The 25,318-nt window shown below is 66.5% G+C and carries 16 protein-coding genes and 1 tRNA gene; 11 read left to right on the top strand and 6 right to left on the bottom strand.

All coding sequences use genetic code 11. The features are described from left to right. Positions 1-28: 28 nt before the first annotated feature. Both HBF26_RS03515 and HBF26_RS03510 read left to right on the top strand, forming a co-directional pair. Positions 29-103 (top strand) — tRNA-Val (locus tag HBF26_RS03515). A gap of 129 nt (positions 104-232) precedes the next feature. Beyond that, positions 233-562 carry a lipid-A-disaccharide synthase N-terminal domain-containing protein gene (locus tag HBF26_RS03510; RefSeq protein WP_167123064.1) on the top strand — a complete coding sequence of 110 codons (330 nt, stop codon included), beginning with the start codon at positions 233-235 and terminating at the stop codon, positions 560-562. Between the two features lie 123 nt (positions 563-685). Here HBF26_RS03510 and metH read toward each other — a convergent pair whose 3' ends face one another. The 3 genes from metH to HBF26_RS03495 are packed head-to-tail and all read right to left on the bottom strand — an operon-like array spanning position 686 to position 5,405. Further along, positions 686-3,385, bottom strand: a complete 2,700-nt coding sequence (metH, locus tag HBF26_RS03505) for a methionine synthase (RefSeq protein ID WP_167123062.1) — start codon at positions 3,383-3,385, stop codon at positions 686-688. Then, positions 3,382-4,464 (bottom strand): homocysteine S-methyltransferase family protein, encoded by a 1,083-nt coding sequence (locus HBF26_RS03500; RefSeq protein ID WP_167123060.1) that lies wholly within the window; start codon positions 4,462-4,464, stop codon positions 3,382-3,384. The genes metH and HBF26_RS03500 overlap by 4 nt, the downstream gene beginning before the upstream one ends. Then, the gene (locus HBF26_RS03495) at positions 4,461-5,405 is read right to left on the bottom strand and encodes an ArsR/SmtB family transcription factor (RefSeq protein WP_167123058.1); all 945 of its coding nucleotides are present in this window, start codon (positions 5,403-5,405) and stop codon (positions 4,461-4,463) included. Before HBF26_RS03495 ends, HBF26_RS03500 begins: the two co-directional genes overlap by 4 nt. A gap of 169 nt (positions 5,406-5,574) precedes the next feature. On the opposite strand from HBF26_RS03495, the gene HBF26_RS03490 reads away from it, so the two are divergent. Both HBF26_RS03490 and HBF26_RS03485 read left to right on the top strand, forming a co-directional pair. After that, on the top strand, positions 5,575-6,735 hold the full coding sequence (locus tag HBF26_RS03490; RefSeq protein WP_167123056.1) for an acyl-CoA dehydrogenase family protein: 1,161 nt from the start codon (positions 5,575-5,577) through the stop codon (positions 6,733-6,735). Between the two features lie 185 nt (positions 6,736-6,920). Continuing rightward, complete coding sequence (locus HBF26_RS03485; protein ID WP_167123054.1) at positions 6,921-7,349, top strand: VOC family protein; 429 nt, start codon at positions 6,921-6,923, stop codon at positions 7,347-7,349. A gap of 198 nt (positions 7,350-7,547) precedes the next feature. On the opposite strand, the gene HBF26_RS03480 is transcribed toward HBF26_RS03485, so the two are convergent. Next, positions 7,548-10,877 (bottom strand): multidrug efflux RND transporter permease subunit, encoded by a 3,330-nt coding sequence (locus HBF26_RS03480; RefSeq protein WP_167123052.1) that lies wholly within the window; start codon positions 10,875-10,877, stop codon positions 7,548-7,550. A 12-nt stretch (positions 10,878-10,889) separates the two neighbouring features. Next, a complete protein-coding gene (locus tag HBF26_RS03475) occupies positions 10,890-12,113 on the bottom strand; it encodes an efflux RND transporter periplasmic adaptor subunit (protein ID WP_167123050.1) in 1,224 nt (407 codons plus the stop codon). 445 nt (positions 12,114-12,558) lie between these two features. On the opposite strand from HBF26_RS03475, the gene HBF26_RS03470 reads away from it, so the two are divergent. The 3 genes from HBF26_RS03470 to HBF26_RS03460 all read left to right on the top strand — a co-directional run bounded on the left by HBF26_RS03470 (position 12,559) and on the right by HBF26_RS03460 (position 19,458). Next, complete coding sequence (locus tag HBF26_RS03470; RefSeq protein ID WP_167123048.1) at positions 12,559-17,478, top strand: NAD-glutamate dehydrogenase; 4,920 nt, start codon at positions 12,559-12,561, stop codon at positions 17,476-17,478. 208 nt (positions 17,479-17,686) lie between these two features. Then, positions 17,687-18,445 (top strand): NAD kinase, encoded by a 759-nt coding sequence (locus HBF26_RS03465; protein ID WP_167123046.1) that lies wholly within the window; start codon positions 17,687-17,689, stop codon positions 18,443-18,445. Further along, on the top strand, positions 18,442-19,458 hold the full coding sequence (locus tag HBF26_RS03460) for a 5'-nucleotidase (RefSeq protein ID WP_240151168.1): 1,017 nt from the start codon (positions 18,442-18,444) through the stop codon (positions 19,456-19,458). The genes HBF26_RS03465 and HBF26_RS03460 overlap by 4 nt, the downstream gene beginning before the upstream one ends. Positions 19,459-19,608: 150 nt before the next feature. On the opposite strand, the gene HBF26_RS03455 is transcribed toward HBF26_RS03460, so the two are convergent. Beyond that, positions 19,609-20,484 carry a DMT family transporter gene (locus HBF26_RS03455; RefSeq protein WP_167123045.1) on the bottom strand — a complete coding sequence of 292 codons (876 nt, stop codon included), beginning with the start codon at positions 20,482-20,484 and terminating at the stop codon, positions 19,609-19,611. Between the two features lie 136 nt (positions 20,485-20,620). Here HBF26_RS03455 and HBF26_RS03450 point away from each other — a divergent pair, with 136 nt between their 5' ends. From HBF26_RS03450 to HBF26_RS03435, 4 genes are read left to right on the top strand one after another with little or no spacing between them, the layout of a single operon-like run. Beyond that, entirely contained in the window at positions 20,621-21,790 is a 1,170-nt protein-coding gene (locus HBF26_RS03450; RefSeq protein ID WP_167123043.1) for an acyl-CoA dehydrogenase family protein, read from the top strand. A gap of 7 nt (positions 21,791-21,797) precedes the next feature. Beyond that, positions 21,798-22,337 carry a GNAT family N-acetyltransferase gene (locus tag HBF26_RS03445; RefSeq protein WP_167123040.1) on the top strand — a complete coding sequence of 180 codons (540 nt, stop codon included), beginning with the start codon at positions 21,798-21,800 and terminating at the stop codon, positions 22,335-22,337. A 23-nt stretch (positions 22,338-22,360) separates the two neighbouring features. Next, entirely contained in the window at positions 22,361-22,984 is a 624-nt protein-coding gene (locus HBF26_RS03440) for a glutathione S-transferase family protein (protein WP_240151167.1), read from the top strand. Between the two features lie 25 nt (positions 22,985-23,009). Beyond that, positions 23,010-25,289 carry a thiamine pyrophosphate-dependent enzyme gene (locus HBF26_RS03435; protein WP_167123036.1) on the top strand — a complete coding sequence of 760 codons (2,280 nt, stop codon included), beginning with the start codon at positions 23,010-23,012 and terminating at the stop codon, positions 25,287-25,289. Positions 25,290-25,318: the final 29 nt, after the last annotated feature.

The raw sequence follows: 25,318 nt of genomic DNA, 5'->3' as shown, positions 1-25,318 counted from the left end.
AACGCTTGTAAGATACGCGGCTCGCGATGGGCGGTTAGCTCAGCGGTAGAGCACTGCCTTCACACGGCAGGTGTCACAAGTTCGATCCTTGTACCGCCCACCATCGTCTTTTGAAAAACCCGGCCACGTGCCGGGTTTTTCTTTGTTACCCGATGCGTGGCCCAGCCGCCGCTAAGCCGCCATCAAGCGCGGCCCCCTAGAATGGGCGATCTCGCACGCCCCGGACACCGCCATGCATGAAGCCCTCGCCGATCTCCACCTCCTGACCCTCACCCCCTGGAAGATCATCGGTCTTCTCGGCACGCTGCTCTTCACGGCGCGCTGGTTCGTGCAGTTCTATGCCACGAAGAAGAACAGGAAGGTCACCGTGCCGATGTCCTTCTGGTACCTGTCCGTCAGCGGCAGTGTGCTGACCCTGGCCTATTTCATCTGGGGCAAGAACGATTCGGTGGGCATCATCCAGACGGCCTTCCCGATGCTGGTGTCGTTCTACAACGTGTTCGCGCACCTGCGGCACAGGGATCGGCAGGAAACGGTGAAGCCGGGCGGTCCCGAAGACTGACCCGTTCCCTTGTGGGAGCCGGCTACGCCGGCGATCCCGCGGCAGCGGGCAAGCTTGCCATGAGCCCCCATCGCCGCTGAAGCGGCTCCCACATAAAGCCGGTCCGGTCCCACACAAGGCCGGTCAATCCGGGTCGTAATCGAGGTACGGGGCCAGCCAGCGTTCGGCTTCGGTGCGGTCCCAGCCCTTGCGCTTCGCATAGTCGTCCACCTGTTCGCGGGTCAGGCGTCCCACGACGAAGTACTGGCTATCGGGGTGGGAGAAGTACCAGCCCGAAACCGCGGCGGTAGGGTACATGGCGAAGCTGTCGGTCAGTTCGATGCCGGTATGCGTGCGGGCGTCGAGCAAGTCGAAGAGCGTGCGCTTCTCGGTGTGCTCGGGGCAGGCCGGGTAGCCGGGGGCAGGGCGGATGCCGCGATAGGCCTCGGCGATCAGCGCCTCTTTGTCCAGCGTCTCGTCCGGCTCGTAACCCCAGAACTCGTTGCGCACGCGCTCATGCATGCGCTCGGCGAAGGCTTCCGCGAGACGATCGGCCAGCGCCTTCAGAAGGATGGCCGAATAGTCGTCGTGCGCCGCTTCGAAGCGGGCCACGTGCTCGTCGATACCGATGCCCGCGGTGACGGCGAACCCGCCGATCCAGTCTTCCACGCCGCTGTCGCGCGGCGCCACGAAATCGGCGAGGCAGAAGTCCGGGCGCTCCACCGGTTTGTCGGCCTGCTGACGGAGGTGATGCAGGGTGGCGATGGGCTTGCGCTTCCCGGGCACGGCGTCGGCATACACCTCGATGTCGTCGCCATGCTGCGCCGCTGGCCAGAAGCCGATCACGCCGCGGGCGGTCAGCCACTTCTCCGCCACCAGGGTGTCGAGCATGGCCTGCGCATCGGCATAGAGTTCACTGGCCTGGGCGCCCACCACCTCGTCGGTGAGGATGGCCGGGAACTTGCCCGCCAGCTCCCACGCATTGAAGAACGGCGACCAGTCGATGTAGCCGCGCAGTTCCGCCAGGTCGTAATCGTCAAACACCGTGAGGCCGGGTTTGCGCGGCACCGGCGGGCGATAGGCCTCCCAGTCGCCGCGGAAGCGCTGCTCGCGCGCCTTGGCCAACGGCACCAGTTGCTTGCCCGTGCCGCGGTTGCGATGCCGTTCGCGCACTTCGGCGTACTCGGCGCGAACCTTGGCCATGAACTCGTCCACCAGGTCCTTGCTGACCAGCGACTGCGCCACGCCGACCGCGCGCGAGGCGTCCTTCACCCATACGGTGGGCGACTTGTAATGGGGCTCGATGCGCAGCGCCGTATGGGCGCGCGACGTGGTCGCGCCGCCGATCATGAGGGGCACGTGGAAGTCCTGGCGCTGCATCTCGCGAGCCACCTGGCTCATTTCTTCCAGGGACGGCGTGATGAGGCCGGACAGGCCGATGATGTCCGCGTTCTCCGCGCGCGCGGTGTCCAGGATCTTCTGCGTAGGCACCATCACGCCGAGGTCGATCACCTCGAAGTTGTTGCACTGGAGCACCACGCCCACGATGTTCTTGCCGATGTCGTGCACGTCGCCCTTCACCGTGGCGAGCACGATCTTGCCGTTGTTCTTGCCCGCGTCGCCGGAGTTGCGCTTCTCTTCCTCGATAAAGGGAATGAGGTGGGCCACCGCCTTCTTCATGACGCGCGCGGACTTCACCACCTGCGGCAGGAACATCTTGCCCGCGCCGAAGAGGTCGCCCACCACGTTCATGCCGGCCATGAGGGGGCCTTCGATCACGTCCAGCGGTCGGCGCGCGGCGAGCCGGGCTTCCTCGGTGTCTTCCACCACGAACTGGTCGATGCCGTGCACGAGGGCGTGGCTAAGGCGATCCACCACCGGCTTCTCGCGCCATGCCGCCGTTTCCACCGCCACCTCGCCCTTGCCGCCCTTGTAGCGGTCGGCGACTTCCAGCAGGCGTTCGGTGGCGTCGGCACGGCGGTTGAGCACCACGTCCTCGACGCGCTCGCGCAGTTCCTCGGGCAGGTCGTCGTAGATGGCGAGGGCACCGGCGTTGACGATGCCCATGTCCATGCCGGCGGCGATCGCGTGGTAGAGGAACACCGAGTGGATGGCTTCGCGCACCGGGTTGTTGCCGCGGAACGAGAAGGACACGTTCGACACGCCCCCGGATACGTGCGAGGACGGAAAGCGTTTCTTCAGTTCGCGCGTGGCCTCGATGAAGTCCACCGCGTAGTTGTTGTGTTCCTCGATGCCGGTCGCAATGGCGAAGATGTTCGGATCGAAGATGATGTCTTCGGGTGGGAAGTCGAGCTGGTCCACCAACAGCTCGTAGGCGCGCGAGCAGATGTCGACCTTCCGCGCCTTCGTGTCGGCCTGGCCGGCTTCGTCGAAGGCCATGACCACCACGGCCGCGCCGTACTGGCGTACCTTGTGCGCATGGTCGAGAAAGGCGGCCTCGCCTTCCTTCATGGAGATGGAATTCACGATGCCCTTGCCCTGCATGCAGCGCAGGCCGGCTTCGATCACGCTCCATTTCGAGGAGTCGACCATGATCGGCACGCGGGCGATGTCGGGCTCGGACGAGATCAGGTTGATGAAGCGCGTCATCGCCGTTTCGGAATCGATCAACCCTTCGTCCATGTTGATATCGATGATCTGCGCGCCGTTCTCCACCTGCTGGCGCGCTACCTCCACGGCTTCCTCGTAGCGGCCTTCCTTGATCAGCTTGCGGAATTGCGCGGAACCGGTGACGTTGGTCCGCTCGCCCACGTTGATGAAATTGAGGTCCGGCGTGAGGACCAGCGGTTCGAGGCCGGAAAGGCGCGTATATCGAATGCTCATGCGGCTTGCGCGATGTCCTTGAGTGCACGGGGCGGGTAGGGCGTCACGGCAGCGGCAATGGCCGCGATATGGGCGGGCGTGGTGCCGCAACACCCGCCGACGATATTGATGAGACCGTCCGCCGCGAAGCCACGAATGGTTTCCGCCATGCTCTCGGGCGTCTCGTCGTACTCGCCGAAGGCGTTGGGCAGGCCGGCATTCGGGTGGGTGCTGACGGCGCTGCCGGCGATGCGGGCGAGCATCTGCACATGGGGGCGAAGGTCTTCGGCGCCGAGGGCGCAGTTCAATCCCACGGAAAGCGGCTGAATGTGCTCCACCGAATAGAAGAACGCTTCGGCGGTCTGGCCGGAGAGCGTGCGGCCGGAGCGGTCGGTGATCGTGCCGGAGATCATCACGGGCACTCGTCCACCCAAGTCATGGAACAGTTCGCTCAAGGCGAACAGCGCGGCCTTCGCGTTCAATGTGTCGAAAATGGTCTCGACCATGATCGTGTCCGCGCCGCCCTCGATCAGCGCGCGCGCGGACTCGATGTAGTTCGTCTTCAGTTCCTCGAAGGACACGTTGCGGAACCCGGGATCGTTCACGTCGGGCGAGATGGACGCCGTGCGGCTGGTCGGCCCGAGCACGCCGATGACGAAGCGCGGGCGGTCCGGTGTGCGTGCGGTCATCGCGTCACAGGCTTCGCGCGCGATGCGCGCGCCTTCGCGGTTGAGTTCGGGCACCAGGTGTTCGAGGTGATAATCCGCCTGGCTGACACGCGTGGCGTTGAAGGTGTTCGTTTCGATGAAGTCCGCGCCGGCTTCCAGGTACGCCTCGTGCACGCCGCGAATGATGTCCGGCTGGGTAAGCAGGAGCAGGTCGTTGTTGCCTTTCAGGTCGCACTCACCCGGATGGTCGTGCCCGTGGTCGTGCGCGCTGTCGTGGCCGCCCGCGAAGCGTTCGCCGCGGTAGCCGGATTCGTCGAGCTTGTGCTTCTGGAGCATGGTGCCCATGCCGCCGTCGAGGATCATGATGCGTTCGGCCAGGCCCTTCTGGATGAGGGCGACACGATCCGGGTGAAGCCAGGGGAGTTGGCTCATGGTGCATCCTCCGTGGAAGGCTTGCGGGCAAGCAGGCTGATGACTTCGAAATGGGGCGCGCGGCGCTCGCGGCTCAGGCGTTCGCAACTGACCACCTGCAGGCCCGCGTTCGTTGCCATGGCGGCGAGGGCGTCGCAGGTGAATCCGAGGTTGCGGTGATCGAACGGCTCGACGACCGCGCGGTGGTCGTGTTCGCCCAGCGTGGACGCGAGCACCCGGCCGCCCGGCTTCAGCACCCGGGCTACCTCGGCGAACACCTTCTGCGGGTCGGTCGAGTAGGTAAGGGCGTGCAGCAGCAGCACAAGGTCGAACCGACGGTCGCCCAGGTCGAGCGCATGCATGTCGCCCGTGCGCACATCGACATTCGCGAAGCCGGAAAGCCGCTGCCGCGCCGCCTCGACCACGCGTTCGGAGCTGTCGATGCAGACGATGGAATGCGCATGCGGTGCCAGCAGTTCTGCCGTGACGCCGTCGCCGGAGGCGATGTCGAGGACGTCGCCCGTGGTGAGCAGCTGGAGGAGGGAGCGCGCCAGCGTTTCCCATGTGCGGCCCGGGGAGTAGTGGCGTTCCATGTCGCCGGCCACGGTGTCGGCCCAGCCTTCGGCGCGTGCGCGCTGCGCCAGCACGGTGGGCAGGCGCTCGGCGTCCTCGCGCAGGAGGGCGTCGCTCAGCGTGTCGCGGAGGGAGGCCACCAACGCCGCGAGCGTCGGATCGGCTTCCGCATTGGCACGGTAATAGGCCGACACGCCGGCACGCCGGTCGCGCACCAGCTCCGCTTCCTTGAGCTTGGCCAGATGGGTGGACACGCGCGGCTGGGCCAGGTGCAGGACGGCAGCCAGTTCCGCCACGGTCAGCTCCTCGCGGTCCAGCAGGGCGAGAAGGCGGACACGGGTGGGATCGGCCAGGAGCCGTAGCGCCGTGGAGGCCGTGGACAGATCCATCCAACATCCTTATATCGCGATATAGAGATACGTAGGATGCGGGCAGCATGCACGGCCGTCAAGGCCGCATGTTGCAGTGCACGGCGGCAAGCCGGCAAACGACCGTTAGAATGGCGGGCTTGTCTCCACCCCAAGACAGCCGCCCGTCCGGGTGGCCAGAGGACCACCCATGGATTTCCGTTTTACCGACGACCAGTTGTCGATCCAGTCCATCGCGCGCGACTTCGCGCAGAAGCGCATCGTCCCCGTGGCTGCCGAACTCGACGCGAAGGGCGAGTTTCCCCTGGAGAACATCCAGGAGATGGGCCAGCTGGGCCTGATGGGCATCGAAGTGCCGGAAGAGTACGGCGGCGCGGGCATGGACCCGGTGGCCTACGTGCTGGCGATGGTCGAGATCGCGGCGGCCGACGCGGCCACGTCCACCATCATGTCGGTGAACAACTCGCTGTTCTGCAACGGCATCCTGAAGAACGGCACGGAAGAGCAAAAGCAGAAGTACGTGCGCGCCATCGCCTCGGGCGAGGCCATCGGCGCCTACGCGCTTACCGAGCCGCAGTCCGGTTCCGACGCCTCGAACATGCACACCCGCGCGGTGCGTAATGCCGACGGCGACTGGGTCATCAACGGCAAGAAGAGCTGGATCACCTCCGGCCCCGTCGCCCGCTACATCGTGCTGTTCGCAGTGACCACGCCGGGCATCGGCGCGCGTGGGGTGTCTGCCTTCCTCATCGACACGAAGCGCGAAGGCTTCCTCGCCGGCAAGACCGAACCCAAGCTCGGCATCCGCGCCTCGGCCACCTGCGAAATCGAGTTCCACGACTACGTGTGTCCGAAGGAGGACATGCTGGGCGAGGAAGGCAAGGGCTTCGCCATCGCCATGGGTGTGCTCGATGCCGGCCGCATCGGTATCGCATCGCAGGCCGTGGGCATCGCCCGCGCGGCCTACGAGGCCACGCTGCAGTGGTCGCGCGACCGCAAGGCCTTCGGCCAGCCCATCGGCACGTTCCAGATGACCCAGGCCAAGATCGCCGACATGAAGTGCAAGCTGGACGCGGCCCTGCTGCTGACGCTGCGCGCCGCGTGGACGAAGGGCCAGGTGGAGAAGACCGGCGGCCGCTTCGGCACCGAGGCCTCGATGGCCAAGCTCGTGGCCTCGGAAGCCGCGATGTGGATCACCCACCAGGCCGTGCAGATCCACGGCGGCATGGGCTATTCCAAGGAAATGCCGCTGGAGCGCTATTTCCGCGACGCGAAGATCACCGAGATCTACGAGGGCACCAGCGAGATCCAGCGCCTGGTCATCGCCCGCGCCGAAACCGGGTTGCGCTGAGCGAAGCCCGTGGTGCGCGACGTGTCTTGACGTCGTGCCGTTGTAGGAGCACGCCCTGCGCGCGACATGTTTTGAGGCCATGCCCAGGAGCTGGCGCGCCAGCTCGAGGACAGGTCCGAAAACATGTCGCGCGCAGGGCGCGCTCCTACTAAGCTCACCCCTCGGCCTTGCCCTGGGGAGCTTCCATGATCGATCACACCGGCGTCACCGTCAGCGACTTCGAGCGCAGCAAGCGGTTCTACGAGGCTGCGCTGGCCGCCATCCACTACGAACTGCTCGCCGTTCTCCCCGCGAATGTCACCGGCCGTACCGATACCGCCGGCTTCGGCGAAGGGGGCAAGCCCGACTTCTGGATTTCCAAGGGCGAACCGAATCGCCCGCCGGTGCACGTCGCGTTCCGGGTCGCCTCGCAGCAACTCGTCCGCGCCTTCCATGAAGCGGCCCTCGCCGCCGGCGGCCGCGACAACGGCCCGCCCGGTCCGCGCTCGCACTATCACGAAGGCTATTACGGCGCGTTCGTACTCGACCCCGATGGCCATAACATCGAAGCGGTGTTCCACGGGCAGTCGCTGGTCCATAGAGGCCTGAGCAACCCGGATCACGACAAGGCGTAAAAGAGCCACGCCGTAGAACCCAAGCAATTCGCGGCCGATACGACGTACGAACGGTCAACGCTTTGTGGGAGCCGGCTTCGCCGGCGATCCCGCGGCAGCGGGCAAGCTTGCCGCGAGCACCCATCGCCGCTGAAGCGGCTCCCACAAAGAGCGGCGCGATGAACCAAAAAAAAGCCCGGCTTGCGCCGGGCTTTTTCGTTACGGGCGGTCGATGCCCCGTCTTGGGTCCGAGTCGAAGGCGCGCACGTCGCCGACGTTCGGGGCGTGCGGGCCGACGTTCGTCGACGGGTTGCCGCCACCCTGCGGACCGTTGCCGCCGTGCGGGCCATGGCCGCCGCCGTCCGGGTCGTCGCCGTGGTGGCCGAGGTGCGACACCTCGTCCAGCTTGTCGCCGAGCATGCGGCGTACCGACACGTAGAACACCGGAATCAGCAGCAGGCCGAGGAACGTGGCGAACAGCATGCCGCCGATAACGCCCGTGCCGATCGCGTGGCGGGAGTTCGCACCCGCGCCGGTGGAGATCGCCAGCGGGAACACGCCGAGGATGAAGGCCAGCGAGGTCATCAGGATGGGGCGGAGTCGCAGGCGGGCGGCCTCGACTACGCCGTCGCGCAGCGTCTTGCCGGCCTGCTGCTGCTCCACCGCGAATTCCACGATCAGGATCGCGTTCTTCGCCGCCAGACCGATGACGGTGATCATGCCGATCTTGAAGTAGATGTCGTTCGGCAGGCCGCGCAGCATCGAGAACACCACCGTACCCAGGATGCCCAGCGGCACCACCAGCAGCACGGAGACGGGAATGGACCAGCTCTCGTAGAGGGCGGCCAGGCAGAGGAACACGATCACCACCGACAGCGCGAGCAGCATGGTCGACGAGTTGCCCGAAAGGATTTCCTGGTACGACTGGCCCGTCCAGTCGTAACCGAAGCCCTTGGGCAGCTTGTCGTTGACGATGCCTTCGACGATCTGCATGGCCTGGCCGGTGGAATACCCCGGCGCCTGGTTACCCACGATTTCCACCGCCGAGTAGCCGTTGTAGCGGTTCAGCGTGGGGGCCGCGATCGTCCATTTCGAGTCCACCACGGTGGACAGCGGAATCATGGCGTTGTCCACCGACGAGGTGGTACTGGCCACGTTCGTGCTGTCTGCCGACGTGCCCGACGAGGCCGCGGCGAGCGTGCTCGGAGTGAAGATGTGCGAGAACGCGTCGGTGCCCATGCGATACGGCGCATCGGCCTGCAGCATCACGCGCTTCACGCGGCCTTCGTACGAGAAGTCGTTGACGTACACCGGCGCCAGGGTGAGCTGGATGGCGGTATAGATGTCGCTGACCGACAGGCCCATCGTCTGGGCTTGCGTACGGTCCACGTGCAGCTGCAGCAGCGGTGCGTCTTCCAGCGTGTTCGGACGCACGCCCACCAGCGCGCTGTTCTGCGCGGCGGCGCCGAGCAGGATGTTGCGGGCCTGGGTCAGCTGGTCGCGGGACTGGCCGGCGCGCGCCTGCAGGTACATGTCGATACCGCCGAACTGCGACAGGCCGCGGATCGTAGGCAGGTTCACCACGAAGATCGTGGCGTCGCGCACGGCCTGCATCTTGCCGTTCGCCTGCTGGATGAATTCCGTGGCCGTCATGTCGCGGTCGCCCCAGTCCTTCAGGCGAATGAAGGTCATGCCCACGTTCTCGCCCTGGCCCACGAAGCTGAAGCCGGAGATCTGGAAGACGCCGTCCACCGCCGGATCCTTAAGCAGGATCGCGCGCTGCTGGGCCATCACCTTCTCGGTACGGGCAATGCTGGAGCCCGGCGGCAGCTGCACGATCGCCAGCGCGTAGCCCTGGTCCTCGTCGGGCACGAAGCTGGTCGGAAGGCGCACGAACAGGAAGCCGCACACCACCGCGATCAGCACGAACACCACCATCCAGCGGGGGGCGTGGCGCACGGCGCCGCCCACGTGGCCGGAGTAGGTGTGCGTCACCCAGTCGAACACCTGGTTGAACTTGCGATAGACGATGTTCTTCTTTTCGCCGTGCTCGTGCCGGAGGATCGTGGCGCACAGGGCCGGCGTGAACGACAGCGCGAGGAAGGCGGAGAAGCCCATCGACACCGCGATCGTCAGCGCGAACTGCTTGTAGATGATGCCGGAGGCGCCGGGCTGCAGCGCCGAAGGCACGAACACGGCCGCCAGCACCACGGTGATCGCGATCACCGCGCCGGTGATCTGGCCCATGGCCTTGCGCGTGGCTTCCTTCGGCGAGAGTCCTTCCTCGGACATGATGCGCTCGACGTTCTCGATCACCACGATGGCATCGTCCACGACGATACCGATCGCGAGCACCATGCCGAACAGCGTCAGCTGGTTGATCGTGAAGCCGAGCGGCGACAGACCCAGGAAGGTGCCGAGCAGGGCCACCGGGATGACCAGGGTCGGAATGATCGTGGCGCGGAAGTTCTGCAGGAACAGCAGCATCACGAGGAAGACGAGGATGATCGCCTCCACCAGCGTGTGCACCACTTCCTCGATCGAGATGGTCACGAACTTCGTGGTGTCGTACGGAGCGAACCAGGTCACGCCGTCGGGGAAGCTCCTGGACAGTTCATCCATCTTGGCGCGCACGGCGTTCGCCACGTCCAGCGCGTTCGCGCCGGGCAGCAACTGCACGCCGAACGAACCCGTGGCCGTGCCGTTCCACTGGGCGTTGAAGCCGTAGTTCTGCGGGCCCAGCTCAACGCGGGCCACGTCCTTCAGGCGCACCACGGTGCCGTCGTTGTTGGCGCGCAGGATGATGTCGGAGAACTGCTCGGGCGTGGTGAAGCGACCTTCCGCCGAGACGGTGGCGCTGAAGCCCTGGCCGTTCACGGCCGGGTCGGTACCGATGGAGCCTGCGGCGAACTGCACGTTCTGCGTGCTGAGCGCATTGCGCAGGTCCGTTGCGGACAGCCCGTAGCCGCGCAGCTTGTCCGGGTTCAGCCAGATGCGCATGGCGTATTCCGCGCCCAGCTGCCGCGTATTGCCCACACCGGGGATACGCGCGATCTGGTCCAGCACCTGCGACGACACGATGTCGGTCAGACGATTACCGTCGATCGCCGGGTTGGTCGAGGTGAGCGCGATGAACATCAGGAAGTCCGGGTTGGACTTCGCCACCACGACACCCTGCTGCGTCACTTCCGACGGCAGGCGCGGCGTGGCGAGCGACACCTTGTTCTGCACCTGCACCTGGGCGATGTCCGGATCCGTACCGGTTTCGAAGGTAAGCGTGACGGTCGCCGTGCCGCTGGAGCTGGAGGCCGACGAGAAGTAGAGCAGGTGGTCGATACCCGTCAGCTGCTGCTCGATGACCTGCGTCACGGTCTTCTCGGTCGTGTCCGCACTCGCACCCGGATAGGTCGCCGTGACGACGACCTGCGGCGGGGCGATGTTGGGATACGACTCGATACCCATGTTGAGCAGGGAGATCGTGCCGCACAGGCTGATCAGGATCGCCACCACCCACGCGAAGATGGGGCGGTCGATGAAGAAACTCGGCATGTCGGTTTCCTTTTACTGCTTGCCGGCGGAGGCGTCGGCACCGGGGCCGGCGGCTGCCGCCGGGGCGGCCTGGGCGGGGGACGCCTTCACGGGCGCGTTTTCCCTCGCCTTCGGCAGGCCCTGGACAATGATCTGGTCGCCGGGCTTCAAGCCGCCGGTGACCACCCAATTGGAACCGCTGAGGCGATCGGCCTTGATGGGGCGACGCAGGGCGGCGGAGGGCACCTTGACGTCGGCGCCGGTCTTCGGGTCCTTGGTGTGGCCTTCGCCGACGACCAGTACATAGGCGTCGTTGGCGTCGCGGAGCACGGCCTCCTGCGGCACGAGGAACACGTTGTGCAGGTCGCCGAGCGTGGCCTTCACCGTCACGAACTGGCCGGGCAGCAGGCGTTCGTCGGGATTCTCGAGCAGCGCACGCAGGTTCACCGTGCCCGTCTGCGGGTTCACGGTGGCCGACGAGAAGTCGAGGGTGCCCTGCTTGTCGTAGGGCGTGCCGTCCGGGAGTTGGATGTTCACGGTGGCCTTGTCCGTCGGCGACAGCGTGGCGGCACCGGCGGCCGCGGCGCGGCGCATGGCGTCGAGGTCGGAAACCGAGACGCTGAAGTTCACGTACAGCTTGTCGATCTGGTCCACCCGGGTGAGCAGGGTGGTGTCGCCCTGTCCCACCAGGGCGCCCTCGGTCACCTGCTGCTGGCCGGCGCGGCCGTCGATCGGCGACACCACGTCGGTGAACCCGAGGTTGATGCGGGCCGCTTCGGCGTTGGCCTGGGCTTGCTTCACGGCGGCGTTGGCCGTGCGCTCGTTCGCCTCGGCGGTGTCGAGGTCTTGCCGGGACACGTAGTTCTTCCCGATCAGGCCACGGGCACGGTCGGCCTGGGCCTTGGCGTTGACGGCCGAGGCGCGGGTGGAGGCGAGGTTGGCGAGCTGCGCGTCGAGTTCCGCCTTGAGCGGCTGAGGGTCGATCTGGAACAGCTTCTGGCCGGCCTTGACGTCCGAGCCTTCCTCATAAAGGCGATGCAGGAGGATGCCGGGCACGCGGGCGCGCACATCGGCCGTGCGGTAGGCGGACAGGCGGCCCACCTGGTCCTGGACCAGCGGCGCGTCCTGGGGTTGTGCGGTGATGACGCCTACCTCGGGCGGAGGCGGCTGCTGCGGGGCTTCCTGCTTGTGGCAGGCGGCAAGCGCCGCGGCGAGGCCGAGGGCCAGCAGGGACGAGCGCAGGGGCAGGGGAGTCATGAGAACTTCGTTCCTTTTCCAGGTTTCTTGTTCGTTCGCGCTGCCGCACCCGAAAGGTGCTGCTCGCAGGCATGCTTACAGTTACTGTGTGTCCCGCCCACCCGTCACGTGCCTTCCGGCCTCTTGCGTGTGCCTAAAGGACGCCCGTGGCGCGCCAAGCCCTCGACGCGGCCGTGTGCATGATTCAGCACGTAAGTATACCGTCCAGTTTAGAATCTCCGGTGACGCAACGTCAACGGGTTGTTTACCCATTCGCACGCGAATTGGTGCAACGCACACGTTCCCCTCGTTCGACGGTATCGATCCATTCGGCCGTCGGGTGCATTCCGTTGCGGCGATGCAGTGAAAAAACGCCAACGCGCATCATCTTTCGGTGTGGCTACATGACGCCCGTGGGAGCTATGCTTTCACAGATTTCCGTCCTCCCCACATCGATAATCCGCCCATGAATGCGATTCGCGCTGCCGAAAACGGCCCGTTCCACGCCGTTGTCTTCGATGAACTGAAAAAGCTCGACTACCCCGCGGAGCGCCTCAACGAGGCGCGCTTTTTTATCGAAGCCTTCTTCGAGCGGATCGCCCCTGCCGACCATGCGCTGCATGCGCCTGAGCGCTGGGCCGCGCTGATCGCCGACCTGCTGGCCTTCGCGCGGGAGCGCACGCCCGGAAAGGCGAAGGTCCGCGTGTACAACCCGGGCCAGTCGGGCACCCGCGCGGTGGTGGAGGTGGTGACCGACGACATGCCGTTCCTCGTCGACACGGTGTCGATGGTGGCGGCCTCGCATGCCGACATCCACGCCATCATCCATCCGGTGGTGCCGGTGGTGCGGTCGGCATCGGGCGTGCTCGAATCCATGGGGTCGGGCGAACGCACCGAATCGATCATGCGTTTCGAGATCGACCGCATCGACGAAACCGAACTCGACACCCTGAAGGCGAACGTGGAAGCCTCGCTCGCCGACGTGCGCGAGGCCGTGGACGATTGGCGCGCCATGCGCGGCAAGATGGTCGAAATCGCCGACGAACTGGGCAAGCGTTCGCTGCCGTACACCCCGGAGGAGGTCAGCGAGGCCTCCGAGTTCCTGCGCTGGGTGGCGGACAACCACTTCACCTTCATGGGCTACCGCGAGTACGAAGTGGCGGCCGATGCGGGCGACCAGGTGCTGAAGACCGTCGAAGGTTCGGGCCTTGGCATCCTGCGTGCTGCCGAGCGCTCGCTGGCACCGCGTTCGTTGCGTACCCTGGTCGCGAGCGAACTGCCGCGCTCCGGTGCCACCGACGCCATCATCCTCACCAAGACCAATGCACGCTCGCCGATCCACCGCCCCGGCTACATGGATTACGTGGGCGTGCTCAAGTTCGACGATCAGGGCCGTCCCGTCGCGGAGCAACGCTTCCTGGGCCTGTTTTCGTCGAACGCCTACATGGCGCACCCCCAGCACGTGCCGCTGGTGCGCGACAAGTGCGAGGCGGTGATGAACCGCTCGGGCCTGAAGCGCGATTCGCACTCGGGCAAGGCGCTGCGCCACATTCTCGACACGCTGCCGCGCGACGAACTGTTCCAGTGCAGCACCGACGAGCTTTACGCACTGGCCATGGGCCTGCTCGAGCTGGCCCAGCGCACGCGCACGCGCCTGTTCATCCGCCGCGACAGCTACGGCCGGTTTTTCTCCTGCATCGTGTACATCCCGCGCGACCGCTTCAACACAAGCGTGCGCGAGCGCGTAGAGAACGTGCTGCGCGAGGCCTTCCACGGCGAACACGTGGATTCGGCGGTATTGATGGGCGAGGCCGCACTGGTTCGCCTGCACGTGGTAGTGCGCCCGCGCATCGGCGACCACCCTGTCTACGATGCGGCTGCCATCGAAGCGCAGATCGTGTCGATCGCGCGCAACTGGTACGACGAACTGCGCGACCGGCTTGTCGAACTGGTCGGCGAGCAGCAGGGCATCATCCTCGCCAACCGCTACGGCAAGGCGCTGCCGGCCGGCTATGTGGACGAGGTGTCGCCGGAAGTGGCGGCCGCCGACGTGCGGGCACTGGCCGGCCTGGATGGTCCAGACGCCATCAGCATGTCGTTCTACCATCCGCCGCATCGCCCGGAAGAACTGCGCTTCAAGGTTTACCGCTCGGGTTCCGACATTGCCCTGTCCGAAGTGATGCCGCAGCTGGAGAACCTGGGCCTGCGCGTGCTTACCGAGCACATGTACGAAGTGAAGCTCGGCGACGGACACCTTTTCGTGCAGGACTTCGAGGTGCAGCCCGTCGGTCGTCTCGCGTTCGAGGTGGAGCAGGTCGGCAAGATCTTCGAAGACGCCTTCGAACACATCTGGCGTGGCAGCGCGGAAAACGACGGCTTCAACCGGCTGGTGCTGGGCGCGAAGCTCGGCTGGCGCCAGGTGGCGGTGCTGCGCAGCTACTGCAAGTACCTGCTGCAGACGGGCGTGGCGTTCTCCCAGGCGTACATGGAGGATGCGCTGAACCGCTATCCCGCCATCGCCGGCCTTATTGTCGAGTTGTTCAACGCGCGCTTCGACCCTCGGCGCGAAAACCTCGACGGTGCGGAACGCGAGCGAGCGGAAAGCATGCTCTCGCACGAGATGCACGCGCTGATCGACGCGGAAAGCCTCGCCGCGCAGCCGGCGCTCATCGGCAACCTGGTGGCCTCGCTGGGCCGCCCGCGCGCCGAGCAGGTGGCCGCGGTGGAAGAGGCCATCAACGCGTTGCTCGACAACGTTTCCAGCCTCGACGAAGACCGTATCCTGCGCAGCTTCATCGCGCTGGTGCATGCCACCCTGCGCACGAACTTCTTCCAGGCGTGGGAAGGCAGCTTCCGTCCTTACCTCAGCTTCAAGTTCGACTCGCACCGCGTGCCGGATCTGGCGAAGCCCGTGCCGTTCCGCGAGATCTTCGTGTACGCGCCGCGCGTGGAGGGCATCCACCTGCGTTTCGGTTCGGTGGCCCGTGGCGGCCTGCGCTGGTCCGACCGCCGCGAAGATTTCCGCACCGAGGTCCTCGGCCTGGTGAAGGCGCAGATGGTGAAGAACACCGTCATCGTGCCGGTCGGCTCGAAAGGCGGCTTCTTCGTGAAGCGCCCGCCCGTCGGTGGCGATCGCGACGCCCAGCTTGCCGAGGGTATCGCCTGCTACCGCATGTTCATCAACGGGCTGCTCGACATCACCGACAACCTCGTCGAGGGCAAGGTGGTGCCGCCGCACGACGTGGTGCGCCATGACGAAGACGACCCCTACCTGGTCGTCGCCGCGGACAAGGGCACGGCCACGTTCTCCGACATCGCCAATGCCATTTCCACGGAACACGGTTTCTGGCTCGACGACGCCTTCGCTTCCGGCGGCTCCTACGGTTACGACCACAAGGGCATGGGCATCACGGCGAAGGGTGCCTGGGAATCGGTGAAGCGCCATTTCCGTGCGCTCGGCCGCGACTGCCAGACCCAGGACTTCACGGTGGTGGGCGTGGGCGACATGTCCGGCGACGTGTTCGGCAACGGCATGCTGCTGTCCGAGCACATCCGCCTGCTGGCCGCGTTCGACCATCGCCACATTTTCCTCGACCCGAATCCGGATGCCGCGAAGTCCTTCGCGGAACGCCAGCGCATGTTCGCGCTGCCGCGCTCGTCGTGGGACGACTATGACAAGTCCCTCATCTCGGCCGGCGGTGGCGTGTATCCCCGCAGCGCCAAGTCGATTCCGGTATCGCCGGAAGTGCGCGCGGTGCTGGGTATTCGCGCGGAGGTCACGCACATGGCCCCCAGCGACCTGCTGTCGGCCATCTTGAAGGCGCCGGTCGACCTCCTCTGGAATGGCGGCATTGGCACCTACGTGAAGGCCACCAGCGAAACGCACGCCGACGTGGGCGACCGCGCCAACAACGCCCTGCGCGTGAACGGCAACGAGCTGCGCTGCAAGGTGGTGGGCGAGGGCGGCAACCTGGGCATGACCCAGAAGGGACGCATCGAAGCCGCCCAGGCCGGCGTGCTGCTCAACACCGACTTCATCGACAACTCCGCCGGCGTGGACACCTCCGACCACGAGGTGAACATCAAGATCCTGCTGAACGACGCCGTGCAGCGTGGCGAGCTGAGCTTTGACGACCGCAACCGCCAGCTTGCCGAGATGACCGACGAGGTCGCGCGCCTCGTGCTGTGGGACAACTACCGGCAGAACCAGGCCATCACCGTCATGGAGCACCAGTCGGTGCGCCGCCTGGGTTCGATGGCCCACTTCATCGGCACGCTGGAAGCCGAAGGCCTGCTCGACCGCCAGGTGGAGTCGCTGCCCACGGCCGCCGAACTGGCCGAGCGCAAGCAGCGCGGCCAGGGCATGACCCGTCCGGAACTGTCGGTGCTGCTCTCGTACGACAAGATCCGCCTGTTCCAGCAGCTGCTGGAATCGGACGTGCCCGAAGATCCCTACCTGTCGCGCGAACTCGTGCGCTACTTCCCCGTGCCCCTGCACGAGAAGTACGCAGAACACATGCAGCGCCACCGCCTGAAGCGCGAGATCATCGCCACGGCCGTCACCAACTCCACGATCAACCGCATGGGCGCCACCTTCATGATGCGCATGCAGGAGGATACGGGGCAGGGCCCGGCGGCCATCGCGAAGGCGTATACGGCCGCGCGCGAGATCCTCGACGCCCGCGATCTGTGGGCCGACATCGAGGCGCTGGACGGCAAGGTGGCGGAAGACACGCAGATCGACGCGGTGCTGCAGATCTGGTCGCTGCTGCGCCATCTCACCCGCTGGCTGCTCAACCGCCCCGGTGGCACGCTCGACATCGCCGCGAACGTCGAACGTTATGCGAGCGAAGTGATGGTGCTGCGCAAGGCGTTGCCGGATGCGCTTACCGACACCGGGCGGGGCGACTTCGCCGCCAGCCAGGAGAAGTGGGAAGGCCTGGGTGTGCCCCATGCGCTGGCCGTGCGGCTCGCCCGCATCCCGGTGCTGCGTTCGGCGCTCGACATGGTCGAGGTGTCCAAGCAGAGCGGCAAGGACATCGCCACCGTGGCCACGGTGTTCTACGAACTGGCCGAGGCGCTGGATCTCGACTGGCTGCGCGGCCAGATCGAAGCGCTGCCGGTGGAAGGCGCGTGGCATGCGCAGGCGCGTGGTTCGCTGCTGGACGAGCTCAACGCCCAGCACCGCGCCCTGGCGCTCCAGGTACTGTCGATCGCGGGCGACCGCACCGACGTCAGCCCGGTCAAGGCCTGGCTGGATCGCGACGACGCCACGCTGAAATACACGCGCGCCATGCTTGCGGAAATCCTTACCCAGAACGCGGACTACCCGATTGCCTCGGTCGCCGTCCGCCGCCTGGCCCAGCTGGCGCAGATTCCGGTGTGATGCGACAGGGCCGCCTGCGTCTTTCGGCGCGGGCGGCCTTTTGCGGGAATCCCGCTTTGTGTGGGAGCCGCTTCAGCGGCGATGGGTGCTTGCGGCAAGCGTGCCCGCTGCCGCGGGATCGCCGGCGAAGCCGGCTCCCACAGTTCGCTCTACCGGCTGCGGTCATTAGCGACTAAGCTCCGGGCTTGGACCCGGATGCCCACTCCCCATGCGCCTAGCCTTCGTCGCCAGCGAAACCGAAGTCGCCCAACGCGCCCGTGCGGCGCTCGTCAAGCGTTACCGGGGCGTCGAGCCCGCCGACGCCGACATCATCGTGTCGCTCGGGGGCGACGGCTTCATGCTGCGCACCCTGCATGCGCATCGCACCCTCGGGGTTCCGTTCTATGGCATGAAGCTCGGTCGCCTCGGCTTCCTCATGAACCAGCACGATGTCGACCACCTTCCCGACCGCATCGAGAAGGCACATCCGGCAGTGCTGCACCCGCTGGAAATGCACAGCATCTGTTGCGACGGCGTCGAACACCGCGCGCTGGCATTCAACGAGGTGGCGCTGTTGCGGCAGACGAACCAGGCGGCCCACCTGAAAGTGAGCCTGAACGGCGAGGTAAAACTCGACGAACTGGTCTGCGACGGCATCCTCGTCTGCACGCCCGCCGGCTCCACGGCCTACAACCTCTCGGCGCATGGCCCCATCCTGCCGCTGGACGCGAACGTGCTGGCGCTCACGCCCATCAGTCCGTTCCGGCCTCGTCGCTGGCGCGGCGCCATCCTCCCGCATGCCACCCGGGTGGGTTTCGACACAAAGGATCCGAACAAGCGCCCGATCAGCGCCACGGCCGACTTCCACGAAGTGCGCGACGTGCGTTCGGTCGAGGTGAGGCAGTCCCGTCGTAACGCGGTACGCCTCCTGTTCGATCCCGAGCACAATCTCCAGCAACGCATCCTCGACGAACAGTTCGCCCCATGAACGGTCACGACGACATCCAGGGAACGCACGACGATTCGGGAAGCGCGCTTGCGCGCGAACAGACCGAGCAGGGCTCTCCAGGCCTGGCCAGCGCCCAGCCCACGGCCCATGCCGAATCGTCGGTAAGCGACAACCGCCTCGTGGTGGCCATCTCATCGCGCGCCCTCTTCGACATGGGCGACAGCCACGATCTGTTCGAGCGTGAAGGCCTGGATGCCTACCGGGCTTACCAGATCGAACACGAGGACGATCTGCTGAAACCCGGCGTGGCCTTTCCGCTGGTGCAGAAACTGCTGGGCCTGAATGCGCTCTCGGGCGACGTGCCCGCGGTGGAAGTGATCCTCCTGTCGCGCAATTCCGGCGACACCGGCCTGCGCATCTTCAACGCCATTCAGCATTACAAGCTGGGCATTTCCCGCGCCGCGTTCACCAGCGGCGCGCCCACGTCGGATTACATCGCCCCGTTCCGCGCCGATCTTTTCCTGTCGGCCAACGCGGAAGATGTGGGCCGCGCGCTGCGGGCGGGCGTCGCGGCGGCGACGATCCTGCCGTCCACGGCGCCCCAGCGGTCCAGCGAGCAGTTGCGCATCGCCTTCGACGGCGATGCCGTCATCTTCGGCGACGAGGGCGAGCGGGTGTCGAAGGAGCAGGGGCTGGACGCCTTCCATCGCAACGAAACCGAGCGCTGGGCCGAGCCGCTTTCCGGTGGTCCTTTCCGGGGCTTCCTGGCCGCCCTGCATCGTCTGCAGGCCGCGTTCCCGGCCGAGACCTCGCCGATCCGCACGGCGCTGGTCACTGCCCGTTCCGCGCCGGCACACAAGCGGGTGATCCTCACGCTTCGTCGCTGGGGTGTGCGCATCGACGAGGCGCTGTTCCTCGGCGGCCGCGACAAGGGGCCGTTCCTGGACGCGTTCGGTGCCGACATCTTCTTCGACGATTCGCCGGCCAACGTGGAATCGGCGCGGCGACACGTGGCCACCGGGCACGTGCCCCACGGCGTGTCGAACCTGTAGGAACCCGCCGAGCCCCCATCGCCGCTGAAGCGGCTCCCACATGAAGCGAGCTGCCTTGTGTGGGAGCCGGCTGTGCCGGCGATCCCGCGGCAGCGGGCAAGCTCGCGGCAAGCCCCCATCGCCGCTGAAGCGGCTCCCACAGTCAGGTGCTCAAACAATATTCGTCCAGCGCCACCACTGCGTTTTCTTTTCCTCGCGCACGAAGGTGAACAGGCCCGCGCCGAGGATCATCGCGATGCCGATGAACATCGGCCAGTCGAGGTGGTCGTGGAACAGCAGGTAGCCGAACAGGATCGCCCATAGCATCTGGCTGTACTGGGTGGGCGCCACGCGGTTCGCCGGGGCGTGCTGGGTGGCAAGCATCAGCAGCACCGCGCCGGCCGCGGCGAACAGCCCGTAACCCAGCAGGAGAAACCACTGGTGCCCGTCGGGCCACACGAAGTGCGGCAGCATCATGATGAAGCCCGCGACCATCGGGCCGACGACGCCCGCACCGTAGAGGGTGATGCGTTTCTCTGTAGCGCCGGCCATGCGCAGCGCCACGATGGACAGCGCGCCAGCCAGGCCGCAGACGATGGCCGCGACGTGCCCCGTGCCCAGGTGCCGGAAACCCGGCCGCAGCACCACCAGCACCCCGAGGAAGCCCACGATCACGGCCGACCAGCGCCGCCACCCCACGTGTTCGCGCAGAAAAACCACGGAAAGGATGGTGACGAAGATCGGCAGCAGGAAGATCAGCGAGAAGGCCTCCGCCATCGGAAGGGCGGTGAAGGCCATCACCGCGGTCACATTGCCGATGGCGCCGGCCAGCGCGCGCAGCAGCCAGAGGCCCGGCATGCGCGACACCACCACCTCGCTCCAGCGGTCGCCGGGCTTCTTCAGGAACGGCAGGGCGGCCATGGCGAGGATGGCCCCGAAGAACACTGCCTCGTAGGCGGGCAGCGTGCCTTCCAGCGATTTGACGAAGGCATCGCTCCACGCATAGGCCGCGTAGCATGCGAAGCCCAAAACTACGCCTCTGAACATGGGGCAGGTAACCGGCGGCGGGGGCAGGCCCATTATGGCGCCATGGCGGGGCCAGATTGTTGCGCACCGCCATGACCGCGGCCGGACCCGTGGCTACAATCGGACGTTTCCGGCTGCCCAATCCACGAGTCCCCGCATGGCCCACCGTCTCGACCCGCTCGATCTCTACGACGTCCGCTCGCTTCTCACCGACGAGGAGCGCGCCGTACAGGACGCCGTCGGCCGCTTCGTCGACGAAAAGGTCTTGCCGATCATCGGCGATGCCTTCGACCAGGGCCGGTTCCCCGCCGAACTGGTGCCCGAGATCGCCGGCCTCGGTCTGCTCGGCGCCACGCTGCCCGAGGAATACGGTTGCGCGGGCATGAACGGCGTGAGCTACGGTCTCATCTGCCAGGAACTGGAGCGCGGCGATTCCGGTCTGCGCAGTTTCGCCTCCGTGCAGAGTTCGCTGTGCATGTATCCGATCTTCGCCTACGGCTCGGAAGAGCAGAAGCGGGAATACCTGCCTCGCATGGCGGCGGGCGAGGTCATCGGTTGCTTCGGCCTCACCGAGCCGCACGGCGGTTCCGATCCGGCGAACATGAAGACCGTCGCCCGCAAGGACGGCGGCGACTGGGTGATCAACGGCGCCAAGATGTGGATCACCAACGGCAACCTCGCCCACATCGCCATCGTCTGGGCGCAGACCGACGACGGCATCCAGGGTTTCATCGTCCCCACTTCCACGAAGGGGTTCGCGGCCCAGGAAGTGCACAAGAAGATGAGCCTGCGCGCGTCGGTCACCTCCGCGTTGTTCTTCGACGACGTGCGTGTACCCGACAGCGCCCGGCTGCCGAATGTGAAGGGCCTGAAGGGGCCGCTCGGCTGCCTCAATCAGGCACGCTACGGCATCACCTGGGGCCCCATCGGCGCCGCCCAGGCCTGCCTGAAGGAAGTGCTCGACTACACCGCCCAGCGCGTGCTCTTCGGCCGTCCGCTCGCGGCCAACCAGGCCGTGCAGTTGAAGATGGCCGACATGGCCCGGCGCATCACCACGGCCCAGCTGCTTTCGCTGCAGCTCGGCAGGCTGAAGGACGCCGGCCGTCTGCAGCCCACCCAGGTGTCGCTCGCCAAGTGGAACAACGTGCGCATGGCGCTGGACATCGCCCGCGAGTGCCGCGACATTCTCGGTGGCGCGGGCATCACTACGGAACATTCGGCGATCCGCCATGCGCTGAACCTGGAATCGGTCATCACCTACGAGGGCACCGAGACCGTGCACCAGCTGGTGGTCGGCCGCGAACTCACCGGCATCAACGCGTTCTGAGGCCTGCATGCACGGCGTGCGCATCGAGACGGATCGCCTGATCCTGCGGCCCACGGCGGCGGACGATTTCGACGCCTGGGCCGAATGCATGGCCGACCCCGAAGTGAACCGCTTCCTCGGCGGCCCGCAGCCCCGCGCAGTCGCATGGCGCAATTTCATGACGATGGCGGGTTGCTGGAGTCTCCAGGGCTTCGGCATGTTCTCCGTGATCGAGCGCTCCACCGGCCGCTGGGTGGGCCGTCTCGGCCCGTGGCATCCGGAGGGATGGCCGGGGGACGAGATCGGCTGGGGCCTGATGCGCGACACCTGGGGCAAGGGCTATGCCAGCGAGGGCGCCGCAGCGACCATGGACTGGGCTTTCGATACGCTCGGCTGGACGCAGGTGATCCACTCCATCAATCCTGAAAACCATGCGTCGATCGGCGTCGCCAGAAAGCTCGGCTCGACCCTGCTGGGGCCGGGCAAGCTGCCGGCGCCCTTCGAAGACGACGTGGTCGACCTATGGGGGCAGACGCGCGAGCAGTGGTTCGCCCGCCGTCGCCGCTGAATCCTTCCACCCGAGCGACCGCCTTGAACGCCAACACATCCACCGGGCCCACCATCTACGGCTGGCGCGCCTCCGGCAACTGCTACAAATTGCAGCTTCTCCTGGACATGCTCGGCCGCCCTTACCGGTGGATCGAGACGATCACCACCGAGGGCGCCACGCGCACGCCGGAATTCCTTGCGCTGAATCCGAACGGTAAGGTGCCGTTACTCGTGCTGGAAGACGGGCGCCGCCTCGCCGAGTCCAACGCGATTCTCTGCTACCTCGCGGAAGGCACGGCGTACCTGCCGGACGACGCGTGGGAGCGGGCGCGTACGCTGCAATGGTTGTTCTTCGAACAGTACAGCCACGAACCCTATATCGCGGTGGCGCGCTTCATCTGTCGGTGGCTGCCCGCGGACCATGAGCGGCGGGCGGAGTTGCCGCGGCTTCGCGAGCGGGGCGGTACGGCACTGGACGTGATGGAGCGCCATCTTGCCGAGGAACCCTGGTTCAGCGGCGGCGTGTTCGGCATCGCCGACATCGCCCTGTTCGCCTACACCCACTGCGCCTCCGAAGCCGGTTTCGACCTCGACCGCTGGCCGCGCGTCGGCGCGTGGCTGGACCGTGTCCGCGCCCGGCCGGGCTTCACCCCGATGGTCGCCTGATTCCCTCTTTCCCACCGAGCTCCCCATGTCCGTCCCGCAACCCATCGCCGCCCGCCACAAGGGTTTTAATCGCGCCGAGATCGTCGATCAGAACTTCGTCGAGTTCGTGCAATCGTGGCAGGGAGACGTCGCACGCGCGCCGCGCGACGACCAGCCCGTGCTGCCCGGCAGCGCGCTCGACGCACGGGGCTTCCGCGAACTCCTCGAATCGCAGCTGATCAGCCGCCACCTCGACCTGATGGCGCGCGTGCTGCGCGTGCAGAGCAAGGTGTTCTACACCATCGGCTCGTCCGGGCATGAGGGCAACGCCATGCTGGCGCGCCTCACCCGGCATACCGATCCGGCGTTCCTGCATTACCGCAGCGGCGGCTTCATGGCGGAACGGTTCCGCAAGCTGCCCGGGATGGACCCGGTGATGGATTCCGCGCTGTCGTTCGCGGCGAGCAGCGAGGACCCCGCATCCGGCGGCCGACACAAGGTTTGGGGAAGCAAGCCGTTGTGGGTCCTGCCGCAGACCTCCACTATCGCTTCGCACCTGCCCAAGGCGCTGGGAACGGCCGTCGCGATCGAACAGGCCCGCCGTATCGGTCATGCCTTGCCGGTGCCCGACGACGCCATCGCCATCTGCTCGTTCGGTGACGCGTCGTCGAACCACGCCACAGCGCAGACCGCCTTCAACGCGGCTGCGTGGACGGCCTACCAGAAGCTGCCGGCACCCGTGCTCTTTGTGTGCGAGGACAACGGCATCGGCATCTCGGTGAAGACGCCCACCGGCTGGGTGGCGAGCAACTTCCGCCACCGTCCCGGTCTCGATTATTTCTACGCCGACGGCCTGGATCTGGCCGGCGGTTATGCGGACGTCCAGCGCGCGGTGGAGCATTGCCGCACGACCCGGCGTCCCACCTTCCTGCACCTGCGCACCACGCGCATCATGGGCCACGCCGGTACCGACTTCGAGATCGAATGGCGTTCGGTGGAGGAACTGGTGGCGCTGGAAGCCACCGATCCGTTGCTGCGCAGTGCCGACATCGCGCTCGCTTCCGGTCTTTACGACCGCAGCGGCCTGCTGGACATGTACGATGCCATCCGCAAGCGCTGCTTCGATGCGGCAGAAGAAGCGGATCGCCGGCCGAGGCTCACCCGCCTCGAAGACGTGATGGCACCGCTGGCACCCTATTCGCCGGAGGCCGTGCGCACCGAAGCCGCGCGCGTGGCGGATGCCCCCGAGCGCGAACGTGTGTTCGGTGGTGCCGACAAGCTACCGGAACGGCAACCGCCGCGGCATCTCGCCGTGCAGATCGGCCAGGCGCTGCACGACCTGATGGCCAAATATCCGGAGAGCCTGCTCTTCGGCGAAGACGTGGCCCAGAAGGGTGGCGTGTATACGGTGACGAAAGGCCTGCACAAGGCCTTCCGCAACGCCCGTGTGTTCAACACGCTGCTGGATGAGACGATGATCCTGGGCCTTGCCCAGGGTTACGCGAACATGGGCATGTTGCCGCTACCCGAGATCCAGTACCTGGCGTATTTCCACAACGCCTGCGACCAGATCCGTGGCGAGGCCGCGTCGCTGCAGTTCTTCTCGAACGGTCAGTACCGCAATCCGATGCTGATGCGCGTGGCGTCGCTCGGCTATCAGCGCGGCTTCGGCGGCCACTTCCACAACGACAATTCCATTGCCGCGCTGCGCGACATTCCGGGGCTCGTGGTGGGCTGCCCGAGCCGTGGCGACGACGCCGCCACGATGCTGCGCACGCTCGCGGCACTGGCAAAGGTGGACGGCCGCGTCACCGCCTTCCTCGAGCCCATCGCCCTGTACATGACGAAGGATCTCTACGAGGCCGGCGATGGCCAGTGGCAGTTCGCCTATCCGGCGCCCGAGGAGGCGATGCCGCTCGGGGAAGGCCGCGTGTATGACGCATCGGCGGACGACCTGGTGATCTTCACCTTCGGCAATGGCGTGCCGATGAGCCTGCGCGCCGCGCGCCGCATCGGTGCGGAACGCGGCTGGAAAGTGCGCGTGGTCGACCTGCGCTGGCTGGTTCCGCTCAACGATGCCTTCATCGCGAAGCAGGCGGCCAGTGCAAAGCGCATCCTGGTGGTGGACGAGGGACGCAAGAGTGCCGGCGTGGGCGAGGGCGTGATCACGGCCATCGTCGAGGCCGGCCTCGGCCACTTGCCGCTGCACCGGGTAGTCGGCGCGGATACCTTCACGCCGCTGGCCGGCGCGGCCTTCCTCGTGCTTCCCGGCGACGACGACATCGTGGCTGCTGCGGCGCGCCTGGACGACATGGCTACGCCGTAGGAGCGCGCCCTGCGCGCGACATGTTTTGA

The sequence above is a fragment of the Luteibacter jiangsuensis genome, assembly GCF_011742555.1.
In the GTDB taxonomy this organism is placed as follows: Bacteria; Pseudomonadota; Gammaproteobacteria; order Xanthomonadales; family Rhodanobacteraceae; genus Luteibacter; species Luteibacter jiangsuensis.
This window is presented reverse-complemented; position numbering and strand designations above follow the sequence as displayed.

What these genes read in the sequence shown, in the direction of transcription:
- HBF26_RS03455 (WP_167123045.1), bottom strand. Translation starts at nt 20,484, where the DNA reads ATGTTCAGAGGCGTAGTTTTGGGCTTCGCATGCTACGCGGCCTATGCG.
- metH (WP_167123062.1), bottom strand. Translation starts at nt 3,385, where the DNA reads ATGAGCATTCGATATACGCGCCTTTCCGGCCTCGAACCGCTGGTCCTC.
- HBF26_RS03510 (WP_167123064.1), top strand. Translation starts at nt 233, where the DNA reads ATGCATGAAGCCCTCGCCGATCTCCACCTCCTGACCCTCACCCCCTGG.
- HBF26_RS03470 (WP_167123048.1), top strand. Translation starts at nt 12,559, where the DNA reads ATGAATGCGATTCGCGCTGCCGAAAACGGCCCGTTCCACGCCGTTGTC.
- HBF26_RS03490 (WP_167123056.1), top strand. Translation starts at nt 5,575, where the DNA reads ATGGATTTCCGTTTTACCGACGACCAGTTGTCGATCCAGTCCATCGCG.
- HBF26_RS03450 (WP_167123043.1), top strand. Translation starts at nt 20,621, where the DNA reads ATGGCCCACCGTCTCGACCCGCTCGATCTCTACGACGTCCGCTCGCTT.
- HBF26_RS03480 (WP_167123052.1), bottom strand. Translation starts at nt 10,877, where the DNA reads ATGCCGAGTTTCTTCATCGACCGCCCCATCTTCGCGTGGGTGGTGGCG.
- HBF26_RS03465 (WP_167123046.1), top strand. Translation starts at nt 17,687, where the DNA reads ATGCGCCTAGCCTTCGTCGCCAGCGAAACCGAAGTCGCCCAACGCGCC.
- HBF26_RS03435 (WP_167123036.1), top strand. Translation starts at nt 23,010, where the DNA reads ATGTCCGTCCCGCAACCCATCGCCGCCCGCCACAAGGGTTTTAATCGC.
- HBF26_RS03495 (WP_167123058.1), bottom strand. Translation starts at nt 5,405, where the DNA reads ATGGATCTGTCCACGGCCTCCACGGCGCTACGGCTCCTGGCCGATCCC.
- HBF26_RS03460 (WP_240151168.1), top strand. Translation starts at nt 18,442, where the DNA reads ATGAACGGTCACGACGACATCCAGGGAACGCACGACGATTCGGGAAGC.
- HBF26_RS03485 (WP_167123054.1), top strand. Translation starts at nt 6,921, where the DNA reads ATGATCGATCACACCGGCGTCACCGTCAGCGACTTCGAGCGCAGCAAG.
- HBF26_RS03500 (WP_167123060.1), bottom strand. Translation starts at nt 4,464, where the DNA reads ATGAGCCAACTCCCCTGGCTTCACCCGGATCGTGTCGCCCTCATCCAG.
- HBF26_RS03475 (WP_167123050.1), bottom strand. Translation starts at nt 12,113, where the DNA reads ATGACTCCCCTGCCCCTGCGCTCGTCCCTGCTGGCCCTCGGCCTCGCC.
- HBF26_RS03445 (WP_167123040.1), top strand. Translation starts at nt 21,798, where the DNA reads ATGCACGGCGTGCGCATCGAGACGGATCGCCTGATCCTGCGGCCCACG.